The following is a 19347-nucleotide window of genomic DNA, read 5'->3' on the forward strand; positions in this document are numbered from 1 at the left end:
TATTAACATAAAGCGTTTTCGATAATTTATGTTAATTTGTTCTTTAATTAGTTAAAATAAAAAAGCTGAAACACTTTAGTATTTCAGCTTTAGTACGTTTTTTTGTCATTCTGAGGAACGAAGAATCACACTAGAAATTCCGCAATCTATTTCGTCAATCTTTGTCGAGTTACGAGTGTGATTCTTCGTTCCTCAGAATGACAAACGGTGTGTTTATTTTGCTAAATTATCGAATCCTTCCAACAAATTCTTCAATTTTCCCACTTCCGCTTTCGCTTAAATGTTTAATGAAAGCACTTCCAATAATTGCACCTTTAGAATATTTAGTAGCTTGATTGAAAGTTTCTTTATTCGAAATTCCGAAACCAACAATTTGAGGGTTTTTCAAATTTAGATTAGCGATTCTTTCAAAATAACTTTCTTGAATATCTCCAAAACCAGATTGTGATCCCGTAACACTTGCAGAACTTACCATATAAATAAATCCGTTGGAAACGCTGTCAATAAAACGAATACGTTCGTCTGAAGTTTGAGGCGTAATCAGGAAAACATTGATCAAACCGTATTTTTCGAAAATTGCTTTGTATTCGTCAGCATAAACATCAACAGGAAGATCTGGAATAATTAAACCATCAATCCCGATTTCAGCACATTTTTGGCAGAAAGCTTCAACGCCATATTGTAGCATCGGATTAAAATATCCCATAATTATCAATGGAATTTTCACGCTTTCGCGGATGTTTTTCAGCTGATCGAAAAGAATTTGAGTTGTCATTCCGTTATGAAGCGCCTGTGTAGAACTCGCTTGAATGGTTGGTCCATCAGCCAAAGGATCGCTAAAAGGAAGTCCGATTTCGATTAAATCAACGCCGTTTTTTTTTAAATCCTGAATAATCTGCACAGTATCATTTAAGTTAGGGTAACCTGCAGAAAAATAGATCGAAAGGATCTTTTTATCTTCTTGTAATTTTTGAGTTATTCTGTTCATTTTTAGTATGTTTTTCTCCTGCAAGGTTTTTAAAACCTTGTAGGTTTTCTTATTTTATGTAATTTAATAATGCCTACAAGGCTTTGAAAACCTTGCAGGAACTTAAACTTTTATGATTTTACTTATCCAATTATCATTTTGTTTTTCAACAATCAATAATCCAGAGTCTGAGTCATTCATTTGGGCAACTAATTCGCCTTTAGTATTCCAAAAAGCACTTTGTCCAGCCGAAGGTGAACCCCAAGATTCACCGCTGAAATTAGACATCAAAACATTCATCTTGTGTTTTTCGGCATAATTCTGTAAATCTCGGTACGCATTCGGAATCCCGTTTGGCGAAAAGAAAATGCTGGCAACATAAATGTCAGCGTTATTTTTTGCAGCATTTTCAGGATGTTTCGGATTATCAATATCAGCACAAATCGCAAAAGCAATATTTTGATTTTCAATCGTAACCATCGGATTATTATCAAACGAAGACTGGAAAAATCCATCTTCACCCTCATGCAAAAACTGCTTTGTATAAATAGAAACCAAATCGTTGGGTGCAATAATATATTCGCCAATAAACAATTGATTTTCAATTAAAATTGGAGCACCAGCAATAATGACAATATTATTGTCAGTTGCTAAATCTTTCAAATGGTCTATTCTATAATCATCTTCGGCGAAAGCCATTTCCAAAGCATTTTCTCTTTCATATCCAGTAATGGACATTTCAGGAAAAGCGATCAATTGAGCTCCATTTTGTGCCGCCAATTCAATAAGCCTATAATGGTCTAATAAATTTGAAGCAATATTTCCACGTTTTGGTTTTGTTTGTGCGGCCGCTAAAATCATTTTTTCAATTATTTGTTTTCGGTATAAACCCAAGCAACTGTTCCAGATTGCAGTTTAACCTGAACTCTTCGGTACGAATTAGATTCAAATAAATCGACTTTTGCTAAATCTGCACTGGTAACATTAAAGACAACACCATGTATATTTTCTTCCGCGTTTTCACTTGCAATTGCAACCACATAATCTGCCATTCCGAATTCTTCTTCGATTTGCAAACTTTTTAGCTTATAACCCAGAAGTTGATCTGGAGTTCCAACTAGTACTTTTTTAAAAATCTGCATCTGAATTTGTTTCGATCTTAATGTTCCGTATGAGAATAACTTTTCCATAATTATATTTTCTCGTTAATAGTTGCGATTAGAGACGTGCAAATTAATACTTTTATTACAATTTAAAGTAATCAATGTAATTATCTAAATCTTTATCGCCACGTCCAGAAAGGCTAATCACTACAATATCTTCAGGCTTGAATTTCTTTTGATCCAAAACTGCAAAAGCGTGAGCGCTTTCGATCGCAGGAATAATTCCTTCTAGTTTTGTCAATTGCAGACCAGCGTTCATAGCATCATCATCAGTTACAGAGAAAAATTCACCACGTCCGGTTTGCGCTAGATGAGCATGCAATGGACCAACTCCCGGATAATCTAAACCTGCTGAAATAGAATAAGGTTCTGTAATTTGTCCGTCAGGAGTTTGCATTAAAAGTGTTTTACAGCCATGGATAACTCCAACTTTTCCTAATTTACTCGTTGCAGCACTGTGACCGCTATCAACACCTTTTCCTGCAGCTTCAACCGCAATAATTCCAACTTCTGGCTCATGCAAAAAGTGATAGTATGTTCCAGCAGCATTACTTCCTCCGCCGATACAAGCCACAACGTAATCAGGGTTTTCGCGTCCTTCTTTTTCTTTTAATTGCCATTTGATTTCTTCTGAAATAATGCTCTGAAAACGAGTTACCATATCAGGATAAGGATGCGGTCCAATTGCAGATCCTATAATGTAATGCGTATCAACAGGATTATTAATCCAATCTCTAATTGCTTCGTTTGTGGCATCTTTTAAAGTGCGTGAACCTGAAAGCGCTGGACGAACTTCTGCGCCTAACATTTTCATACGAGCAACGTTTGGTGCCTGACGTGCAATGTCAATTTCGCCCATATAAACGATGCATTCAATTCCCATCAAAGCGCAAACTGTTGCAGTTGCAACACCATGCTGACCAGCTCCAGTTTCGGCAATAATTCTTTTTTTGCCCAGACGTTTCGCTAATAAAATCTGTCCGATTGTATTGTTTACTTTATGCGCGCCGGTATGGTTTAGGTCTTCTCTTTTTAGATAAACTTTAGTGTTGTATTTTTCAGATAAACGTTTTGCAAAATACAATGGACTAGGGCGTCCAACGTAATCTTTTAGCAATTGATTGAACTCAGCTTTAAAATCAGGTTCGTCCATTATACTTAAATACTTTTGACGTAATTCTTCTACATTTGGATATAACATTTCTGGAATATAAGCTCCTCCAAATTCTCCGTAATATCCTTTTTCGTTAACGTTAAAACTCATTTTTTTAAATTTTAAAAGTTGGCAACATCAAATTTGCGTTTGAAATTGCTAAATAAATTTCTGTTTTTTAGCCCTGGTTCAATTTCAAATTTACTATTTACATCGACAGCGTAGATCGGTAAATTGGTTTTTGAAATTTCTTCAATGGCTTTTAATTCCTTCATTCCGATGCCTCCGCTTAAAAAGAAAGGCTTTTTCGAATTATATTTTTTTAAAATACTCCAGTCGAAAGTTGTTCCGTTTCCGCCAGGCAATTTTCCTTTTGTGTCAAACAAAAAATAATCGCTGACAGGTTCAAAAGGTTTTATAACTTCAAAATCAAAATTTTCATCGGCAGAAAAAACTTTTATGATTTCGACCTTTTTAGGTAATTGTTCTTTTAGTTCTGATAAAAATTCGACGGATTCATTTCCGTGTAATTGAACGGCTTGTAAATTGTATTTTGCGACTTTTTCCAGAATTTCTTCCTGACTTTGATCTACAAAAACACCTACTTTTTTGACTGTTTTTATAAGTTCAGGAATTGTTCCGTTAAAATATCGCGCGGATTTTTCCCAGAAAATAAACCCCATATAGTCAGGCAAAAGCGCGCCTACTTCGAGAATATTTTCAGGATATTTCATACCGCATATTTTGAGTTTCATTTCGTTGTGTTTTTTTACCGCAAAGTGCGCTAAGGTTTTTTGTTTTGTATTGTGTAAAATGCTAAAAAGTTCGCAAAGTTTTTCCGCCACGAATTCACGAATTTAATTTACAATCATTCGTGAATTCGTGGCTATTTTTTAAACGCCCAGATTTTTAATAAAATCCGTTGCTGCTTGTCCAGCATTATCAGTTTTCATGAAGTTTTCTCCAATTAAGAAACCTTTATAGCCATATGGTTTTAATTCTTGGATAGCTTCAATAGATGAAATACCGCTTTCAGAAACTTTTACAAAATCATTTGGAATTTGTGATGCTAATTCTTTACTAAAATCTAAACTTACTTCGAAAGTTTTTAGGTTTCTGTTGTTCACGCCAATCATATCTAAAGTCGGCATAATCGATTTTTCTAGTTCTTCCTGATTATGAACTTCCAATAGAACTTCTAAACCTAATTTCTGTGCAAATTCAGATAAAGATTTAATTTCTTCGCGGGTTAAAACTGCAGCAATCAAAAGAATCAAATCGGCTCCGTGTGCTTTTGCCTCAAGGATTTGGTATTCGTCTACAATAAATTCTTTTCGCAAAAGCGGAATATTTACTGAAGCTCTTGCCAGAAGTAAATCGTCTAAAGATCCGCCGAAATATTTTCCATCAGTTAAAACTGAAATTCCGCAAGCGCCTGCATTTTCATAACCTTTTACTACTTCTTCAACAGTAAAATTATTGTTGATAATTGATTTTGAGGGAGAGCGACGTTTGTGTTCTGCAATAATTCCAGAATTGCTTTCTTTTAATTTCTGACTAAGAGAAATCGTCTGTTTTCCAAAAAACACAGAAGCTTCCAATTGAGAAACTGGAATAATCGATTTCTTTAGAACAACTTCTCTTTTTTTGTCTATTATTATTTTATCTAAAATGTTCATTGTCTTGATTTGTTTCAAGTTTCAAGTCTTTTTAGTTTCACGTCCCAACAACTTGAAACATGAAACATGAAACATGAAACTAATTTTTACTTAATTCTTGCAATTTTTTTAACGCTTGAAGTCCTTTTCCTGATAATAAACTTTCTTTAGCCAGTTCAAATCCTTCTTTTGGAGAGCATTTTGTAACTGTTGAAATTGCCATTGCTGCGTTAGCACAAACCACATTATTTTGAGCTTCGTTTCCTTTTCCAGAAATGATATTCGTAAAGATTTCAGCAGATTCTTCGATAGTTTTTCCGCCTTCGATTTCGGTTTGAGATAAAAGATGAACGCCAAAATCTTCTGGATTTAACATTCCTTCCATATGGTTAGAAATTGTTTTTGTCGGACCAGTTAATGAAATTTCATCATATCCGTCAAGCGAATGTAGAATAGTAAAATTAACATCGGTATTTTGGTATAGATAAGCGTACATTCTTGCCAATTCTAAGTTGAAAACTCCAACCAATTGATTTTGTGGGAATGACGGATTTACCATCGGCCCCAACATATTGAAAAAGGTTTTTACAGCCAACTCTTTTCTGATTGGCCCAACATTTTTCATAGCTGGGTGAAATAGGGGAGCATGCAAAACGCAGATTCCGGCCTGATCTATACATTTTTCTAAAAATGAAGGATCGTTACTGAATTTAATTCCCATTTTTTCCATTACGTTGCTTGATCCAGAAATAGAAGAAACGCCATAATTCCCATGTTTTGCCACTTTTATCCCTGCTCCAGCTGATACAAAAGAAGCTAAAGTCGAAATATTGAAAGTGTCTTTTCCGTCACCTCCCGTTCCGCATAAATCGATTGTATTGTAAGCTGATAAATCGACACGAATGCAAAGATCTAATAACGCTTCGCGAAAGCCAGAAAGTTCATCAATCGTTATGCTACGCATCATAAAAACAGTCAAAAATGCCGAAATCTGACTTGGATTATATTGACCGCTTGAAATATTAATCAATACTTGTTTTGCTTCTTCTTTAGAAAGCACTTCGTGGTTGATTAATTTGTTTAATATAGTTTTCATTTTTAATATCTATGATAAATTCCATTTAATGGAATTGTTTTATTTTTTAATAAACTTTCCCGAATCGATTATAGTATTACCATTCATAATTGCAAATAAGTACACTCCTTTTGTTAAATGCGGAGCAACTTTCCATTGATAATCAGAGACAGAATTGGTGAATTTTATTTGATCAACAGTTTTTCCATTTACATCAAAAAACTTAATTGAATCAAATGTTTGATTTTGATTAGCTTCAAAATACAAGAAATCTGTTGTTGGATTAGGAAAAACTTTTATACCCATTAGTTTAGCATTTGTAAATTCTCCAGTAGATAAATTTCCACCTAATTCTTTTGCTCCAATATCAACTATTGTTCCATTTGAAATAGCTATTGATGGATCACCTGCATTAACAGCTGGAGAATTGCTTTTTAAAGTGCAAAAAGTATTTTCTGTTAGTATAATTGATTCAAATTCTGGACTTACAAAAATGTTGTAATATGCGTCTGCTGGGGTATTATTTTTGTTTATTGTTATTATTGTTCCAACACCCACAGGTAAATTATTATTTCCATTGCCCAAACGATTGTTATAAAATAAATTATAAGAAACTAGTTCAGGTTTATGAACTCCGGTTGAGTAAATACCATAGTATGAGTTATCCATTATAATATTGGAATTAATACTAGGTTTTGTTACTATTGATGGATTGTCATATATGCTAATACCATACTTGTTAGAAAATATTGTATTATTGACAATATTTGGCATTGAGTAAACAACATTAATTCCAACTCCAGAGTTAAAAACAATATTACGTTCTATTTTGTAAGTTCCTTGGACTTGTATAGCGTCAAATACACAATTATACACAATATTATTTTTAAAAACTGATTGCGGTGAACTTACATGTATGTTTATACCAATTATTGAATGGTTAAAAATCTCGTTATCTTCTATAGTCACAATACCTGTTGTGTAAACAGAAAAACCATATGCGCAATCATATATTTTATTTTTTTCAACTTTTACGATGCCTGCATTTCGGATACTTATAGCGCTTTGTTCTGAATTTTTAATGATACTATTAGTAATAGTCAAGTTTCCAGTAACATTTATAAGGCCGATATTATCGTCATTTTTTGCTTTTCCATATTCTATAATACAATAATCCATTTTTGAAATACCATTTATTACTATTTGATTCCAGTCTTTATTGGTTGGAGAAGTACTGTTTGATGTGAATTTAATATATTTACCAGTAGTGCCATTTGCTAATAAAGTACCATTTACAATTAAGGAATAATATCCATCAAACTTTACTTCTACGCCCTCTTCAATAGTTAAAGTTTGTCCGGCAGGAACAATTATATTTCCCGTAATTCTATAAGTATTGCCTTTTGTCCATGATCCGCTAACGTTGCCATTTACTAGAACTAAATTATTTGAGGATAAAGTAACATCGTTTAAAATCACAGTATCATTTATAAAGTAATTTAATAGCTCATAAGTTTGATAGCCATTTTTTTCATATTTAATGTTGTAAACACCGTTTGCAATATTAGCAGTAAAACTTCCATCCGATTGAGATGTTGTCTGAGCTAAAACTGCACTTGGTGAAACTGGTGTAAAGGTTACAGTGCAATTTTCATAAGTTGCAGTATTGTCTAAAAGGACTTTACCAGTTACATCGGCTGCGAATGATGAAGCAGAAACAAGAAGAGTTAAAAGAAGTAGAATTTTTTTCATAGGTTTTAATTAAATTAATTACTTACAAGGATAATATTTTGACGTTAGTTAATCCTTGTAAGTAAAAATATAATATTTGGATTAATTTGGGTAACTGAATTTCTATTTAAAAAGTTTGCTATTAACTGTTAATCCAATTCTCTAAAATCCTTTTTCCGTTTGGCGTTAAAACGCTTTCTGGGTGAAATTGAACACCCCTCACATCATAATTTTTGTGACGTAAAGACATAATTTGTCCGTTTTCATCTACCGAAGTCGCTTCTAAATCTTCGGGTAAATTGCTGTCAACAACCCAAGAATGGTATCTCCCAACCTCAAATTCGTTTCCTAAACCTTCAAACAAAATTTCGTCGTCTACTAAAGTTTTTACATTTGTTGCAACGCCGTGATACACTTTGTTAAGGTTTGAAAGCGTTCCTCCAAAAACTTCTCCAATTGCCTGCTGTCCTAAACAAACCCCAAGTATGCTTTTTGTCGGACTGTATTTTTCGATTACTGCTTTTAATAAACCTGCTTCATCTGGAATTCCAGGTCCTGGTGAAAGCAATATTTTTTCGAAACTTGCAATTTCATCAATATCAAATTCGTCGTTTCTGTAAACAGTAACTTCGCAATTTAAATCTTCTAAATAGTGCACCAAGTTGTAAGTGAAACTATCGTAATTGTCTATAACTAAAATCTTTTTCATTTTTTTTTTTTAAGTTGCTAAGTTGCTAAGGTTCTGAGTTACTAAGTTTTTTTGCTGAAAACTGAGACTGAGACTGGCAACCAATTTTTTTATTTTTCTCGAACGTATTTTTCTACGATAACACGATCTACTCCTAATTTTTCTACTTTTTCTATTCCTTTTTGAATTAAGGTGTCATTTTGAACTTTCACTACAAATTCAAATTTGTTGTCTTCCCAATCGCGGTTGTTGAAAAACTCTAAATGTTCTGTATAAATACTATCTTTTAAAGTATATTTTCCGCCTCCGCCAAAGAACAATGCTGCTGTTGTATCTTTTCCGTGTTTTAAATCATGATTAAAAAAAGCAAAATGTGTATCGTTAATAATTTTAATCATTTTTGTTTTTGAATTGAAAGTTGAAAAAGTGGAATCTTTCTCAGTCGTTTCTGCTGATATAAGACGCCAGGTTCCTTCAATCGGATTTTGTTTTTTTTCTGAATTACAAGAAGTCAGGGTAATGATTAAAACTAAAATTGATACTGCTTTTTTCATAGGTTTTTATAGTTTGTTGTTAATTGTTTTTAAGTTTCATGTTTCATGTTTCATGTTTCATGTTTCATGTTTCATGTTTCATGTTTCATGTTTCACGTTTCAAGTTCCAACAACTTGAAACTTTAAACAAAGAAAACCTGAAACAAAAATTAAATATTTTCAGCCATTTCTAAGGCTGTATTTAATGCTCTTAATTTATTGTAAACTTCCTGCATTTCGCTTTCTTCATCAGAGCTTGCCACAATTCCAGCTCCTGCTTGACAGTGCAATTGATGATTTTTAGAAAGGAAAGTTCGAATCATAATCGCGTGATTAAAGTTTCCATCAAAATCCATAACACCAATTGCGCCTCCGTAGAAGTTACGGTTTGTTTTTTCGCATTCTTCAATCAATTGCATCGCTCTGTGTTTTGGTGCGCCGCTTAAAGTTCCTGCAGGAAAAGTATCCGCTACGACTTGCATGGTTGTTGCTTTATCGTGTAAATGTCCCGTAACTTTTGAAACTAAGTGAATTACGTGAGAGAAGAACTGAACTTCTCTGTATTTTTCAACATTTACATCATGTCCGTTTCGGCTTAAATCATTTCTTGCTAAATCTACTAGCATAACGTGTTCGCTGTTTTCTTTTTTATCTTCAGAAAGCTCTTTTGCTAAAAGTGCATCACGTTCATCATTTCCAGTTCTTTTGAAAGTTCCAGCGATTGGGTGAATTTCAGCTTTTCTGTTTTTTACAATGATTTGAGCTTCTGGTGAAGAACCAAATATTTTAAAATCACCATAATCGAAAAAGAATAAATATGGAGAAGGGTTGATGCTTCTTAAAGCTCTGTAAACATTAAATTCATCTCCTTTGAAACCTTGTGTAAATCGGCGAGAAAGAACTAGTTGAAAAACATCTCCGCGGTAACAATGTTTTTTGGCTAAAGCTACATTTGCTTTAAATTCTTCATCAGTTAAGTTAGAGAAACCTTCTCCTTCTTTAGAGAATTTATAAGAAGCAATATTTCTAGATTGCAGCAATTGTTCGATTTCTGCAATATTGTTTTTATTGTCAACGCTGTGGCAAAATATATAAGCTTCGTTTTTGAAGTGATTGATTGCAATAATGTTTTGATAAACAGCATAAAAAACATCTGGAATTGAAGTGGTGTTGTCTTTTTTTGCAATAGAAACTTTTTCGAAGTAACGAACGGCATCATAAGAAATGTATCCGAATAACCCGTTATTGATGAACTTAAAATCATTTTTTTCTGATTGAAACTGACTTGAAAATTCCTGAATTACCTGAGGAATATTTGTCGAAGCATCAATAGCGATTTTTTCTGAAGTTCCATTAGGAAAAGTTTTAGAGATAACTTCATTTTCGATTTTTATAGTTGCAATAGGATTGCAGCAGATGTAAGAGAAACTGTTGTCATTTCCGTGGTAATCACTACTTTCCAACAATAAGCTGTTTGGGAATTTATCTCTGATTTTGAAATAAATGCTTACTGGCGTAACCGTATCTGCCAGAATTTGTTTGTAATGCGTATTAAGAATAAAAGGTTTCAAAATATATAGTTTTTATGTGTTGTTAACTTTATGTTCGGTTTTGATCAAAAAAAAGGGCTTGTCGTGATGACAAGCCCTTTATATTTTTATATTTCTTACAATACCATAGGAAGCTTCGTTCACGACGTCTGACGTAAATTGCTCCACCACCAAGTATTGTTTAAAATTGTTCTCATTTCTTTATTTTGATGTGACAAAGATATAAATGTAATTTTAATTAAAGTATATAAAATTTGAAAAAAATCTTTTCGAATTTGCGAATTTTGTTAAATTTTGATTTCGAATGTTTCTATAACTCCTTAATTTCCACTTGCTACCGTGTTGTTTACATTTAATCTAAAATCTGGATTTCCTTTGATGTTTGGAAGCGCAAACAGCTCGTTAAGTTTCATTTTTGTATATTCTATTCCGTAAATAGGATTGCCATAATAGCTTTTTATACCTGGAATATTGCTTCCAGATTCGCTTTCAATTTCACCTGTACAATTATTTGCGACAACATTTTTAAAAGTAATTTTAGACAAATTGGCTTCACCGTTTCCGATATTTCCTTCCAATAAAACAAATGGAGCAAATCCAGAAACTACACTATTAGTTAAGTTGAAGAAAGTATTTTCTTTAATATAAGCAGATTCTCTCACCAAACCTTGATTGTTTTCTTCTAAATTAACCAAAGTGATGTTGCTAGCATTAATTTTGGTCATTTTTTTGGTCATGTCTGTAGAAGCAATCTTCTCGTACGAATCTACCTCAAAACATCTTGAACCTGAAATATCTGAAGAAAACGGATGGCGAATTGCAATACTATTCGAAATATTAATTTGAGCACCTTGTGTAAAATCAAAATCATCGTCGGTTGTTCTATACGAAACTAAGTTGCTCAGATTTAAATCTCCACCATAACATTCAAAAGAATCATCATTTGAATAACTGATTTGAACATGACTGATAGTTGTTTTTCTTCCAACACCAGCAAGAGAAAGGCCGTTTAATTCTTTTGAAGCACTTAATTTTCTACCGGCATATTCGATTCTCACGTATTTCATGATTCCTGAATTATCTTCTGAATCTTGTCCTCCGTAATGATTTAAAGTTGGATCTAAATCGAAAGGTAAAGTGTGAATTCCTCCTAAAGAATTTATCGGAGCTTTTCCTAAAATAATAATTCCGCCCCAGTCACCTGGTTTTCTGTTGTTTATTTCATTTTCAGATGTAAAAACAATTGGGTCAGTTTCTAGTCCTTCAGCTACAATTTTCGATCCGTTCGTAATTACAAGAGTTCCGCAGGTTTTATCATCGCCTCTAATAACAGTTCCTGGTTCGATAGTCAAAGTTGCATTATTTGTAACATATACAACGCCAACCAAATGATAAATATTACGTTTTATTAATCGTGTATCCTTATCAATTGTTCCGGCAATTATATTGGTTGCTTCACTATAGTCATTAACAGCAGGTTTAAAGTTTGTCCAGTTAGTCATCCAGTTTGTAGAACCAATGATTCCTTTTGGTTGTTGCTGAGCCTGTACGAAAAAGCTGATAATGAAGATTATACCTGCAATACGTAGTTTTGTTTTCATAACTATGATTTTAATTTCTAGTTTTTGATTTTTTTAATTGTTCCAAAAATAGAAGCTGTATGTTAATCAAAGCCTTGATGCTTATTATGAAAGAGTTACTATAGTATTAAGAATGTTAAGTTTGTGAAAAGCTTATAAAAGAATAAACCCCAACAGTATAAAACTGCTGGGGTTTATTATATTTCTGAATTAGTAAGCTTGAAATATTAGAATTTTAAAGCTACAGCTAATTCAAATTCGTCGTTGATAGTTTTATCTCCTAAACCGTCGAAGAAGCTACCTGAACCGTATTTAATATCATATTTAGTTCTGTCAACTTTGAAAGCAGTTGTAGCAGTGTTTCCTTTTACAGTAAGATCAAAAGTTACTGGTTTAGTAATTCCTTTGATAGTTAAGTCTGCAGTTACCGTGTAAACGTCAGCAGATTTTGCACCGATAGTTTTGAAAACTAATTTTGAAGTTGGGAATTTGTCAGTTCCGAAGAAATCGTCAGCTTTTAAGTGACCGTTTAATTTTCCTTGGTATTCTCCAGTTAAATCTGTAGAAGTTAATGAAGTCATGTCAACTGTAAAGTTACCACCAGCTAATTTTTTTCCTTTGAAAATAACAGCTCCATCTTTAAAGTTTACAGTTCCAGAGTGCTCTCCAGTTACTTTTTTACCTACCCATTTAATAGTAGATGCTTTTACGTCGATTTTTTTAGTTTGAGCGTTTACTGAGATTCCAGCTGCTGCTACGAATAATGCTATTGCAATAGTTTTTAAATTTTTCATGTTTTTAAAATTAAATTTGAATTTGATTAATAAATAATTATATAGTGATAAATAATTCCTCGTGTGATTTTCTAACTTTTTTCTGGTGCTGAGATTTGTCATCATCATGTCTGTAACCTACAGTTGCAATAACTGAAGCATTTAGACCTAATTTATCGAAACCTAAGATTTCATTAAATTGAGCAGCATTGAAACCTTCCATAGGAGTAGCATCAATTTTTAATTCTGCAGCTGCATTTAATAAGTTTCCTAAAGCTAAATACGTTTGTTTTGCAGTCCAAATGTGTTTTGCATCTTCAGATAAATTTGAAATTACATTTTTCATCATATCGCTGAATCCTCCTAAAGCATCAACTGGAACACCTCTTACTTCGCTGATATTACTGATGTATTTGTCAACAGAACCAGCATCAAGGCTTAAGTCGTTTGCAAAAATAAATAGGTGAGAAGCATCTGTAATTTGAGTTTGTCCCCAAGCTGCACCTTTTAATTTTTCTCTTAATTCTGGATTTTCAACAATAACGACTTTATAAGGTTGTAATCCGTATGAAGAAGCGCTTAATCTAACGGCTTCTTTTAATGTATTTAAATCTGCATCAGATATCTTTTTTGAAGCATCAAACTGTTTAGTTGCGTATCTCCAATTTTGATTTTCTAAGAAATTGCTCATAGTTTTTATTATTTTATTTGTTGGTTCTATATTTTTCTAATAATTGATTTAAGAAAACTAATTCTTCTGGTTTTAAATTGTTTGCAAACGTTTGTTCATGTTCATCTACTTTCGGATCTAATTCTTTTAAAATATCCAATCCTTTTTGCGTAATCGAAACTTCAATTTTTCTTCGATTATCAGGACAGACATTTCGCGTAACAAAATCCTTTAATAATAATTTGTCTACCAAACGTGTTGTGTTGCTCGTTTTAGCAAGCATTCGCTCCTGTATCACGCACATATTAGCAGGTTTTCCTTTTTGTCCTCTTAATATACGCAACACATTATACTGTTCTCCAGATAAATCATACGGTTTGATCAACTCGTTGAAATGATCCTGAATCACATTTTGCGTGTACATGATATTCAGAATAACTTTTTTCGCATTATCCATCTTAACCGTACTCTTAATAACCTCTTCAATTGTCATAGTCGTAAGTGTATAATTTGTATATACAAATGTATAACTTTTAATAGTTGTATATACAAGTGTTGTGTTAATTTTTTGTTAATATGAATAAAAGCGTATTCTGCAAGAACGCAAAGAATAATTTTTTAGACAATAAAATTAAAATAATTTTTGGTTGTAATGTATTGATATGTTGTTAATTAATTATTTTTTAATATCAAGATGATTTTTAATTTGGAAATATTTAGCGATTGATTTTTTGTAAGATAACTTTAACCGCAAATATTCTCATAATCAACTGTTTTTGCAATTTATCGGAATTCTGACAGTAGAAAACCTTTTGCAATTTGTCTAAAATTGGTAATTTCTGAGTTTATCCAAGCTTCATCATGTCCCAATTCTTTTGCAATTACTTTTGCTGTTTTCTCCGAAACTTCAATCGCAGCTCTGGCATCTAAGAATAATAAACGAACTCGTCTTGCTAAAATATCGTCTACAGTTCGTGCCATTTCGTAACGGATTGCCCAAACAACTTCTGCTATTGTAAATTCATGATTGGGATGCAGTTTTTCTTTTAATTCAGGTTCGTTTTCCTGTAATTCAATTATTTTCGGAATATCGGTACCATATATATAAAGGTGATTTTCTCTGTCTAAAGAAGTAGTAGGCCGGTTTCCATGAATAGAAAGATGTTCTGTTGCGCAAACTTTCTTTTCTAATTTACCCATTTTGATTGCCTTGTCTATAATATCTTCGGCAATTTTTCTGTAGGTTGTCCATTTTCCTCCCGTAATAGTAATAAGACCTGTTTCAGAAACTATAATTTTATGGCTTCTAGAAACTTCTTTGGTACTTTTGCCTTCTTCTTTCGGTGCAGCCAACGGACGTAATCCCGCAAAAACAGATAGTACATCTTTTCTTTGAGGCTTTTTTGTCAAGAATCTTTGTGCGGTTTCTAAAACAAATTGAATTTCGCTTTCTAAAGCAATAGGTTCTAAACTTTGTTTCTTTATTAAAGTATCGGTAGTTCCAACTACAATTCGGTTATGCCACGGAACTGCGAATAAAACTCTTCCATCTTTTGTTTTCGGAATCATTAAAGCATTTTCGCCTGGAAGAAATGATTTATCAAGAACCAAATGAATTCCCTGACTTGGCACAATATATTTTTTATAAACTTTATCATTTAATTTCATGATGGCGTTTGTAAAAACTCCTGTCGCATTTATTACAGCAGCACCTTTTATGTCATATTTAATTCCACTTTCCTGATCTTGAATCTGAACGCCAATAATTTGGTTTTTGTTATCTTTTAATAAATTGGTAACCTTTATATAATTTAAAAGACAAGCTCCGTTTTCTACAGCTGTTTGAGCAAGATTAATAGCCAGACGAGAATCATCAAATTGACCGTCATGATAAATAACGCCATTGACCAAACCTTTTTCCTCCACGTTTGGAAGCATCTCAATAGTTTTCTTTTTTGAAAGATATTTAGAACTTCCTAAACTTAAAAAACCCGATAAAAGATCATAAATTTTTAATCCGATCGTATAAAAATAACCGCTCAGTAAATGGTAATTCGGAATTACAAAAGACTGATTTTTGACTAAATGAGCAGCGTTTTGCGCTAATAAACCTCGTTCTTTTAATGCTTCTCGAACTAAATGTACATCTCCTTGCGCCAAATAACGCACACCGCCATGAACCAGTTTGGTGCTTCTGCTTGAAGTTCCTTTTGCAAAATCTACAGCTTCGAATAAAATGGTTTTGTAACCACGGCTTGCGGCATCAACAGCTGTTCCGAGACCGCTCGCACCTCCGCCAATTATTATTACATCCCATTTTTCGGTATTTTGTAGTTTGTTTAATTGCTCGGAGCGGTTCATATATTTTACGGGACTTTTTGTTAAAAGCAAACTTAACGAAATGAAATTAAAAATTGATGAAGAAAAAGTTTCAGGTTTCAAGTTTCAGGTTTTCGGTAGGCAACTTTAAACCTGAAACTTGAAACAAAAACAAACCCGACAGTTTTTTAAAATCTGTCGGGTTATCAATTTTACGGATTGTATATTTATATCAATCGTTTTTCAAATGCTTTTCTTGCAGAGCCTCTAAAATAGACTTCTCCGCAATACGTATATTTTAATCTGTCTAAAATTTTCAACATCGGAGTATTATCGAAGTTTGTGTCTACTTTTATACTGTAAATTTTATTTTCGACAGATAAACCTTCAATGCTCTCAAATAGCTTGGTTGCAATACCTTTTCCTTTTGCCAATTTTGAAACTGCTACACGATGCACAACGGTATAATCGCCATCGGTAAGCCATTTGCCTTCGATGTTTTCGTAAGCAGGCTCTTTGTCAAAAATAATAGCTGCATAAGCCAGAATCGATTCGTCTTCTGTAAAAACATATCCGTAACCATTTTCGATATCGCTTTTAATAGAAAGTTCGTTCGGATATCCATCTTGCCATTGTGAGCTTCCGTCTAATCGTCTTTGTTCGATGGCATCTTGTAGGATTTCCCAAATTTGAGGTATTTCTGAAAGATTTGCTTTTCTTAGAGATAGCTTTTCTGTTGTATTCATTTTTTAATGAGGCAATTTATCTTTAATCAAACCATAAACCCAAGTTCCAGCAATGGCACTAACCAAAGTTACTACAATTACTGTAGCTCCTGTACCAATTTGAGCGAAAAGCGGACCTGGGCAAGCTCCTGTAATGGCCCATCCAAAACCGAATAATAATCCACCATAAATTTGTCCTTTGTTGAATGTCTTGGGCTGAATTTCGATTTTTTCGCCATCAAGGGTTTTAATGTTGAATTTTTTAATCAATTGTACCGATATTAATCCAACTGCAACAGCGCATCCAATTACGCCATACATGTGAAATGATTCCAAATTGAACATTTCTTGAATACGAAACCAGCTGATAATTTCTGCTTTTACGAATACAATTCCGAAAAAGATTCCAACGATCAAATATTTTAGGTTTGCTAAAGCAGTTTCTTTTTTCTGGCTTGCGTTGATTCCTTCGCCGTCTATATTTTTATTTTCTAAACTCATTTTTGAAATTTTAAAGTGAAAGAATATAAGGTAAAATCAAAAGCGCCATTACAAAACCACCAATCATAAAGCAGATTGTGGCTACCAATGAAGGCCATTGTAAATTTGATAATCCCATAATCGCGTGTCCGCTTGTGCATCCGCCAGCGTAACGAGTTCCGAAGCCAACTAAAAATCCTCCAACCACAATCATGATAAATCCGCGAAGTGTTAATAAGCTTTCCCAAGAAAATAATTGTGCAGGAACTAATCCACTATGATCTGTGATTCCGTAAGTGGCTAATTTCTCTGATAATTCAGGAGCAATTTCCACAGGATTTGGATTCGAAAGAAAATGAGCAGCAATAAAACCTCCGAAAAATATTCCAAGAACGAAGAATAAATTCCAGCTTTCTTTTTTCCAATCGTATTTAAAAAATGAAATATTTGCAGGAATGCAAGCCGCACAAATATGACGAAGCGAAGAACTAATCCCGAAAGATTTATTTCCGATAATTAATAAAATTGGAACAGTTAATCCAATCAAAGGGCCTGCAACGTACCAAGGCCATGGTTCTCTTATTATTTCTAATAAACTCATTTTTTTTTAGGTTCAAAGGTTCAAAGGGGCAGAGTCGCAAAGGAAAAAGCTTTGTCGCTTTGTACCTTTGTATCTCTGTACCTTAAAAATTTATTTTAATGTTTTGCTTTGGCAAACGAAATCCGATTTTGGCACATTAGTTTTAGAAATTGCTCCAAAACCGCCTTCAACTTCAGAGAAATTTCTGAAACCTCTTGCTTGGAGAATAGAAGCCGCAATCATACTTCTGTAACCGCCAGCGCAATGCAGATAAAAATGTTCATTTGGGTTAATGTCTTTTACCCAATCATTAATGTAAGCCAGAGGTTTGCTGTAAGCATCGTCAATATGCTCTGCTGCGTATTCTGTTTCTTTACGAATATCAACAACTTTATCTTCTCCGAATTTAAACTCGTTTGCAAATTGTTCGGCAGTAATTCTGTTAACAGTATCAATTTCGAAACCTGCATTTTGCCAAGCTTCAAAACCGCCTTCCAGGTGTCCGATAATGGTATCAAAACCAACACGGCTTAAACGAGTAACGGTTTCTTCTTCCATACCAGTAGCGGTAACCAATATAATTGGCTGTTTTACATCGGCAATTAAAGTTCCAACCCACGGAGCAAAATCGCCGTTGATTCCAATATTGATAGACTGCGGAATAAATCCTTTGCTGAAATCAGTTGCGCTTCTTGTATCTAGAATTAAAGCGCCAGTTTCTTCTGCAACCGCTTCAAAATCTTTTACGTTGATAGCTCTCATTCCATTGTTTAGAACCGTTTCAAAGCTTTCGTAACCGCCTTTGTTCATAGCCACGTTCATGCTGAAATAAGCAGGAGGAGGCAATAAACCATCGGTAACTTCTTTGATAAACTCTTCTTCGGTCATATTGGCACGCAAAGCATAATTGGTTGCTTTTTGGTTTCCAATAGTCGAAACCGTTTCTTTGCTCATGTTTTTTCCGCAGGCGCTTCCTGCACCGTGCGCTGGATAAACGATTACGTCATCAGCCAAAGTCATGATTTTATCTCTTAACGAATGAAATAAAATTCCAGCCAATTGATCTTGTGTCATTCCAGCCGCTTTTTGAGCCAAGTCAGGACGCCCCACATCTCCAATAAATAAAGTATCTCCAGAGAAAATCGCGTGATCTTTTCCGCTTTCATCGATAAGTAAAAAAGTTGTGCTCTCCATAGTATGTCCAGGAGTGTGCAAAACTTTAATGGTCACTTTTCCGATTTTAAATTCCTGTCCGTCTTTTGCAGAAATGCAGTCAAATTCGCAGGCAGCATTTGGTCCGTAAACGATTGGAGCTCCAGTTTCTTTGCTTAAATCAACATGTCCAGAAACGAAATCAGCGTGAAAATGGGTTTCAAAAATATATTTCAATTTCACTCCGTCGCGCTCTAAACGATCCAGATAAGGCTGAATTTCTCTAAGTGGATCAATAATGGCCGCTTCGCCATTTGAAGTGATATAATATGCACCTTGAGCGAGGCATCCGGTGTAAATTTGTTCTATTTTCATGATAGGTATTGTAAAATGATGGGATACAAAGGTAACTTTGTTTTTTAAAAAAATAGGTGACTAATGTTACAGAAATTAGGTTTTTGTGTAAAATAATATCGATTTTGCCATAAGGTCTGAGATAAATTAATTTTAAGTTGAGCAATTACGCTTTAAGCTTTAATTTTGCATATGA

The 19347-nt window shown here is 33.6% G+C and carries 20 protein-coding genes; all 20 read right to left on the bottom strand.

Annotated elements, in window-relative coordinates; translation table 11 throughout:
• Window positions 1-226: 226 nt before the first annotated feature.
• The 20 genes from trpA to DMB71_RS02570 all read right to left on the bottom strand — a co-directional run bounded on the left by trpA (window position 227) and on the right by DMB71_RS02570 (window position 19172).
• Entirely contained in the window at window positions 227-988 is a 762-nt protein-coding gene (gene trpA, locus DMB71_RS02475; RefSeq protein ID WP_111363361.1) for a tryptophan synthase subunit alpha, read from the bottom strand.
• A gap of 102 nt (window positions 989-1090) precedes the next feature.
• Entirely contained in the window at window positions 1091-1828 is a 738-nt protein-coding gene (locus DMB71_RS02480) for a carbon-nitrogen hydrolase family protein (RefSeq protein ID WP_111363363.1), read from the bottom strand.
• A gap of 8 nt (window positions 1829-1836) precedes the next feature.
• Complete coding sequence (locus DMB71_RS02485; protein ID WP_111363365.1) at window positions 1837-2157, bottom strand: gamma-glutamylcyclotransferase family protein; 321 nt, start codon at window positions 2155-2157, stop codon at window positions 1837-1839.
• 55 nt (window positions 2158-2212) lie between these two features.
• Complete coding sequence (gene trpB, locus DMB71_RS02490; RefSeq protein ID WP_111363367.1) at window positions 2213-3394, bottom strand: tryptophan synthase subunit beta; 1182 nt, start codon at window positions 3392-3394, stop codon at window positions 2213-2215.
• Window positions 3395-3405: 11 nt separating this feature from the next.
• Window positions 3406-4038, bottom strand: a complete 633-nt coding sequence (locus tag DMB71_RS02495) for a phosphoribosylanthranilate isomerase (RefSeq protein WP_111363445.1) — start codon at window positions 4036-4038, stop codon at window positions 3406-3408.
• Between the two features lie 138 nt (window positions 4039-4176).
• Window positions 4177-4962, bottom strand: coding sequence for an indole-3-glycerol phosphate synthase TrpC (trpC, locus tag DMB71_RS02500; RefSeq protein ID WP_111363369.1), 786 nt, complete (start codon window positions 4960-4962; stop codon window positions 4177-4179).
• A gap of 79 nt (window positions 4963-5041) precedes the next feature.
• Complete coding sequence (gene trpD / locus DMB71_RS02505) at window positions 5042-6037, bottom strand: anthranilate phosphoribosyltransferase (protein ID WP_111363371.1); 996 nt, start codon at window positions 6035-6037, stop codon at window positions 5042-5044.
• Between the two features lie 39 nt (window positions 6038-6076).
• Window positions 6077-7768 (bottom strand): right-handed parallel beta-helix repeat-containing protein, encoded by a 1692-nt coding sequence (locus tag DMB71_RS02510; RefSeq protein ID WP_111363373.1) that lies wholly within the window; start codon window positions 7766-7768, stop codon window positions 6077-6079.
• 121 nt (window positions 7769-7889) lie between these two features.
• On the bottom strand, window positions 7890-8456 hold the full coding sequence (locus DMB71_RS02515) for an anthranilate synthase component II (RefSeq protein ID WP_111363375.1): 567 nt from the start codon (window positions 8454-8456) through the stop codon (window positions 7890-7892).
• An 89-nt stretch (window positions 8457-8545) separates the two neighbouring features.
• Window positions 8546-8989 (bottom strand): hypothetical protein, encoded by a 444-nt coding sequence (locus DMB71_RS02520; protein WP_111363377.1) that lies wholly within the window; start codon window positions 8987-8989, stop codon window positions 8546-8548.
• Between the two features lie 149 nt (window positions 8990-9138).
• Window positions 9139-10539, bottom strand: coding sequence for an anthranilate synthase component I family protein (locus DMB71_RS02525; protein WP_111363379.1), 1401 nt, complete (start codon window positions 10537-10539; stop codon window positions 9139-9141).
• 299 nt (window positions 10540-10838) lie between these two features.
• Entirely contained in the window at window positions 10839-12119 is a 1281-nt protein-coding gene (locus DMB71_RS02530; RefSeq protein WP_111363381.1) for a hypothetical protein, read from the bottom strand.
• A gap of 206 nt (window positions 12120-12325) precedes the next feature.
• Window positions 12326-12892: a YceI family protein gene (locus DMB71_RS02535; protein WP_111363383.1), complete on the bottom strand. Its 567-nt coding sequence runs from the start codon at window positions 12890-12892 to the stop codon at window positions 12326-12328.
• A 37-nt stretch (window positions 12893-12929) separates the two neighbouring features.
• On the bottom strand, window positions 12930-13562 hold the full coding sequence (locus DMB71_RS02540; protein ID WP_111363385.1) for an NAD(P)H-dependent oxidoreductase: 633 nt from the start codon (window positions 13560-13562) through the stop codon (window positions 12930-12932).
• 13 nt (window positions 13563-13575) lie between these two features.
• The gene (locus tag DMB71_RS02545; protein WP_111363387.1) at window positions 13576-14034 is read right to left on the bottom strand and encodes a MarR family winged helix-turn-helix transcriptional regulator; all 459 of its coding nucleotides are present in this window, start codon (window positions 14032-14034) and stop codon (window positions 13576-13578) included.
• Between the two features lie 290 nt (window positions 14035-14324).
• On the bottom strand, window positions 14325-15902 hold the full coding sequence (locus DMB71_RS02550) for a glycerol-3-phosphate dehydrogenase/oxidase (protein WP_111363447.1): 1578 nt from the start codon (window positions 15900-15902) through the stop codon (window positions 14325-14327).
• 185 nt (window positions 15903-16087) lie between these two features.
• Window positions 16088-16606 carry a GNAT family N-acetyltransferase gene (locus tag DMB71_RS02555; protein WP_111363389.1) on the bottom strand — a complete coding sequence of 173 codons (519 nt, stop codon included), beginning with the start codon at window positions 16604-16606 and terminating at the stop codon, window positions 16088-16090.
• Window positions 16607-16609: 3 nt separating this feature from the next.
• Window positions 16610-17086: a DUF6691 family protein gene (locus DMB71_RS02560; protein ID WP_111363391.1), complete on the bottom strand. Its 477-nt coding sequence runs from the start codon at window positions 17084-17086 to the stop codon at window positions 16610-16612.
• Window positions 17087-17096: 10 nt separating this feature from the next.
• Complete coding sequence (locus DMB71_RS02565; protein WP_111363393.1) at window positions 17097-17666, bottom strand: YeeE/YedE family protein; 570 nt, start codon at window positions 17664-17666, stop codon at window positions 17097-17099.
• Between the two features lie 90 nt (window positions 17667-17756).
• The gene (locus DMB71_RS02570; protein WP_111363395.1) at window positions 17757-19172 is read right to left on the bottom strand and encodes an MBL fold metallo-hydrolase; all 1416 of its coding nucleotides are present in this window, start codon (window positions 19170-19172) and stop codon (window positions 17757-17759) included.
• Window positions 19173-19347: the final 175 nt, after the last annotated feature.

It is taken from the genome of Flavobacterium tistrianum (assembly GCF_003254545.1).
GTDB classification, from domain to species: Bacteria; Bacteroidota; Bacteroidia; order Flavobacteriales; family Flavobacteriaceae; genus Flavobacterium; species Flavobacterium tistrianum.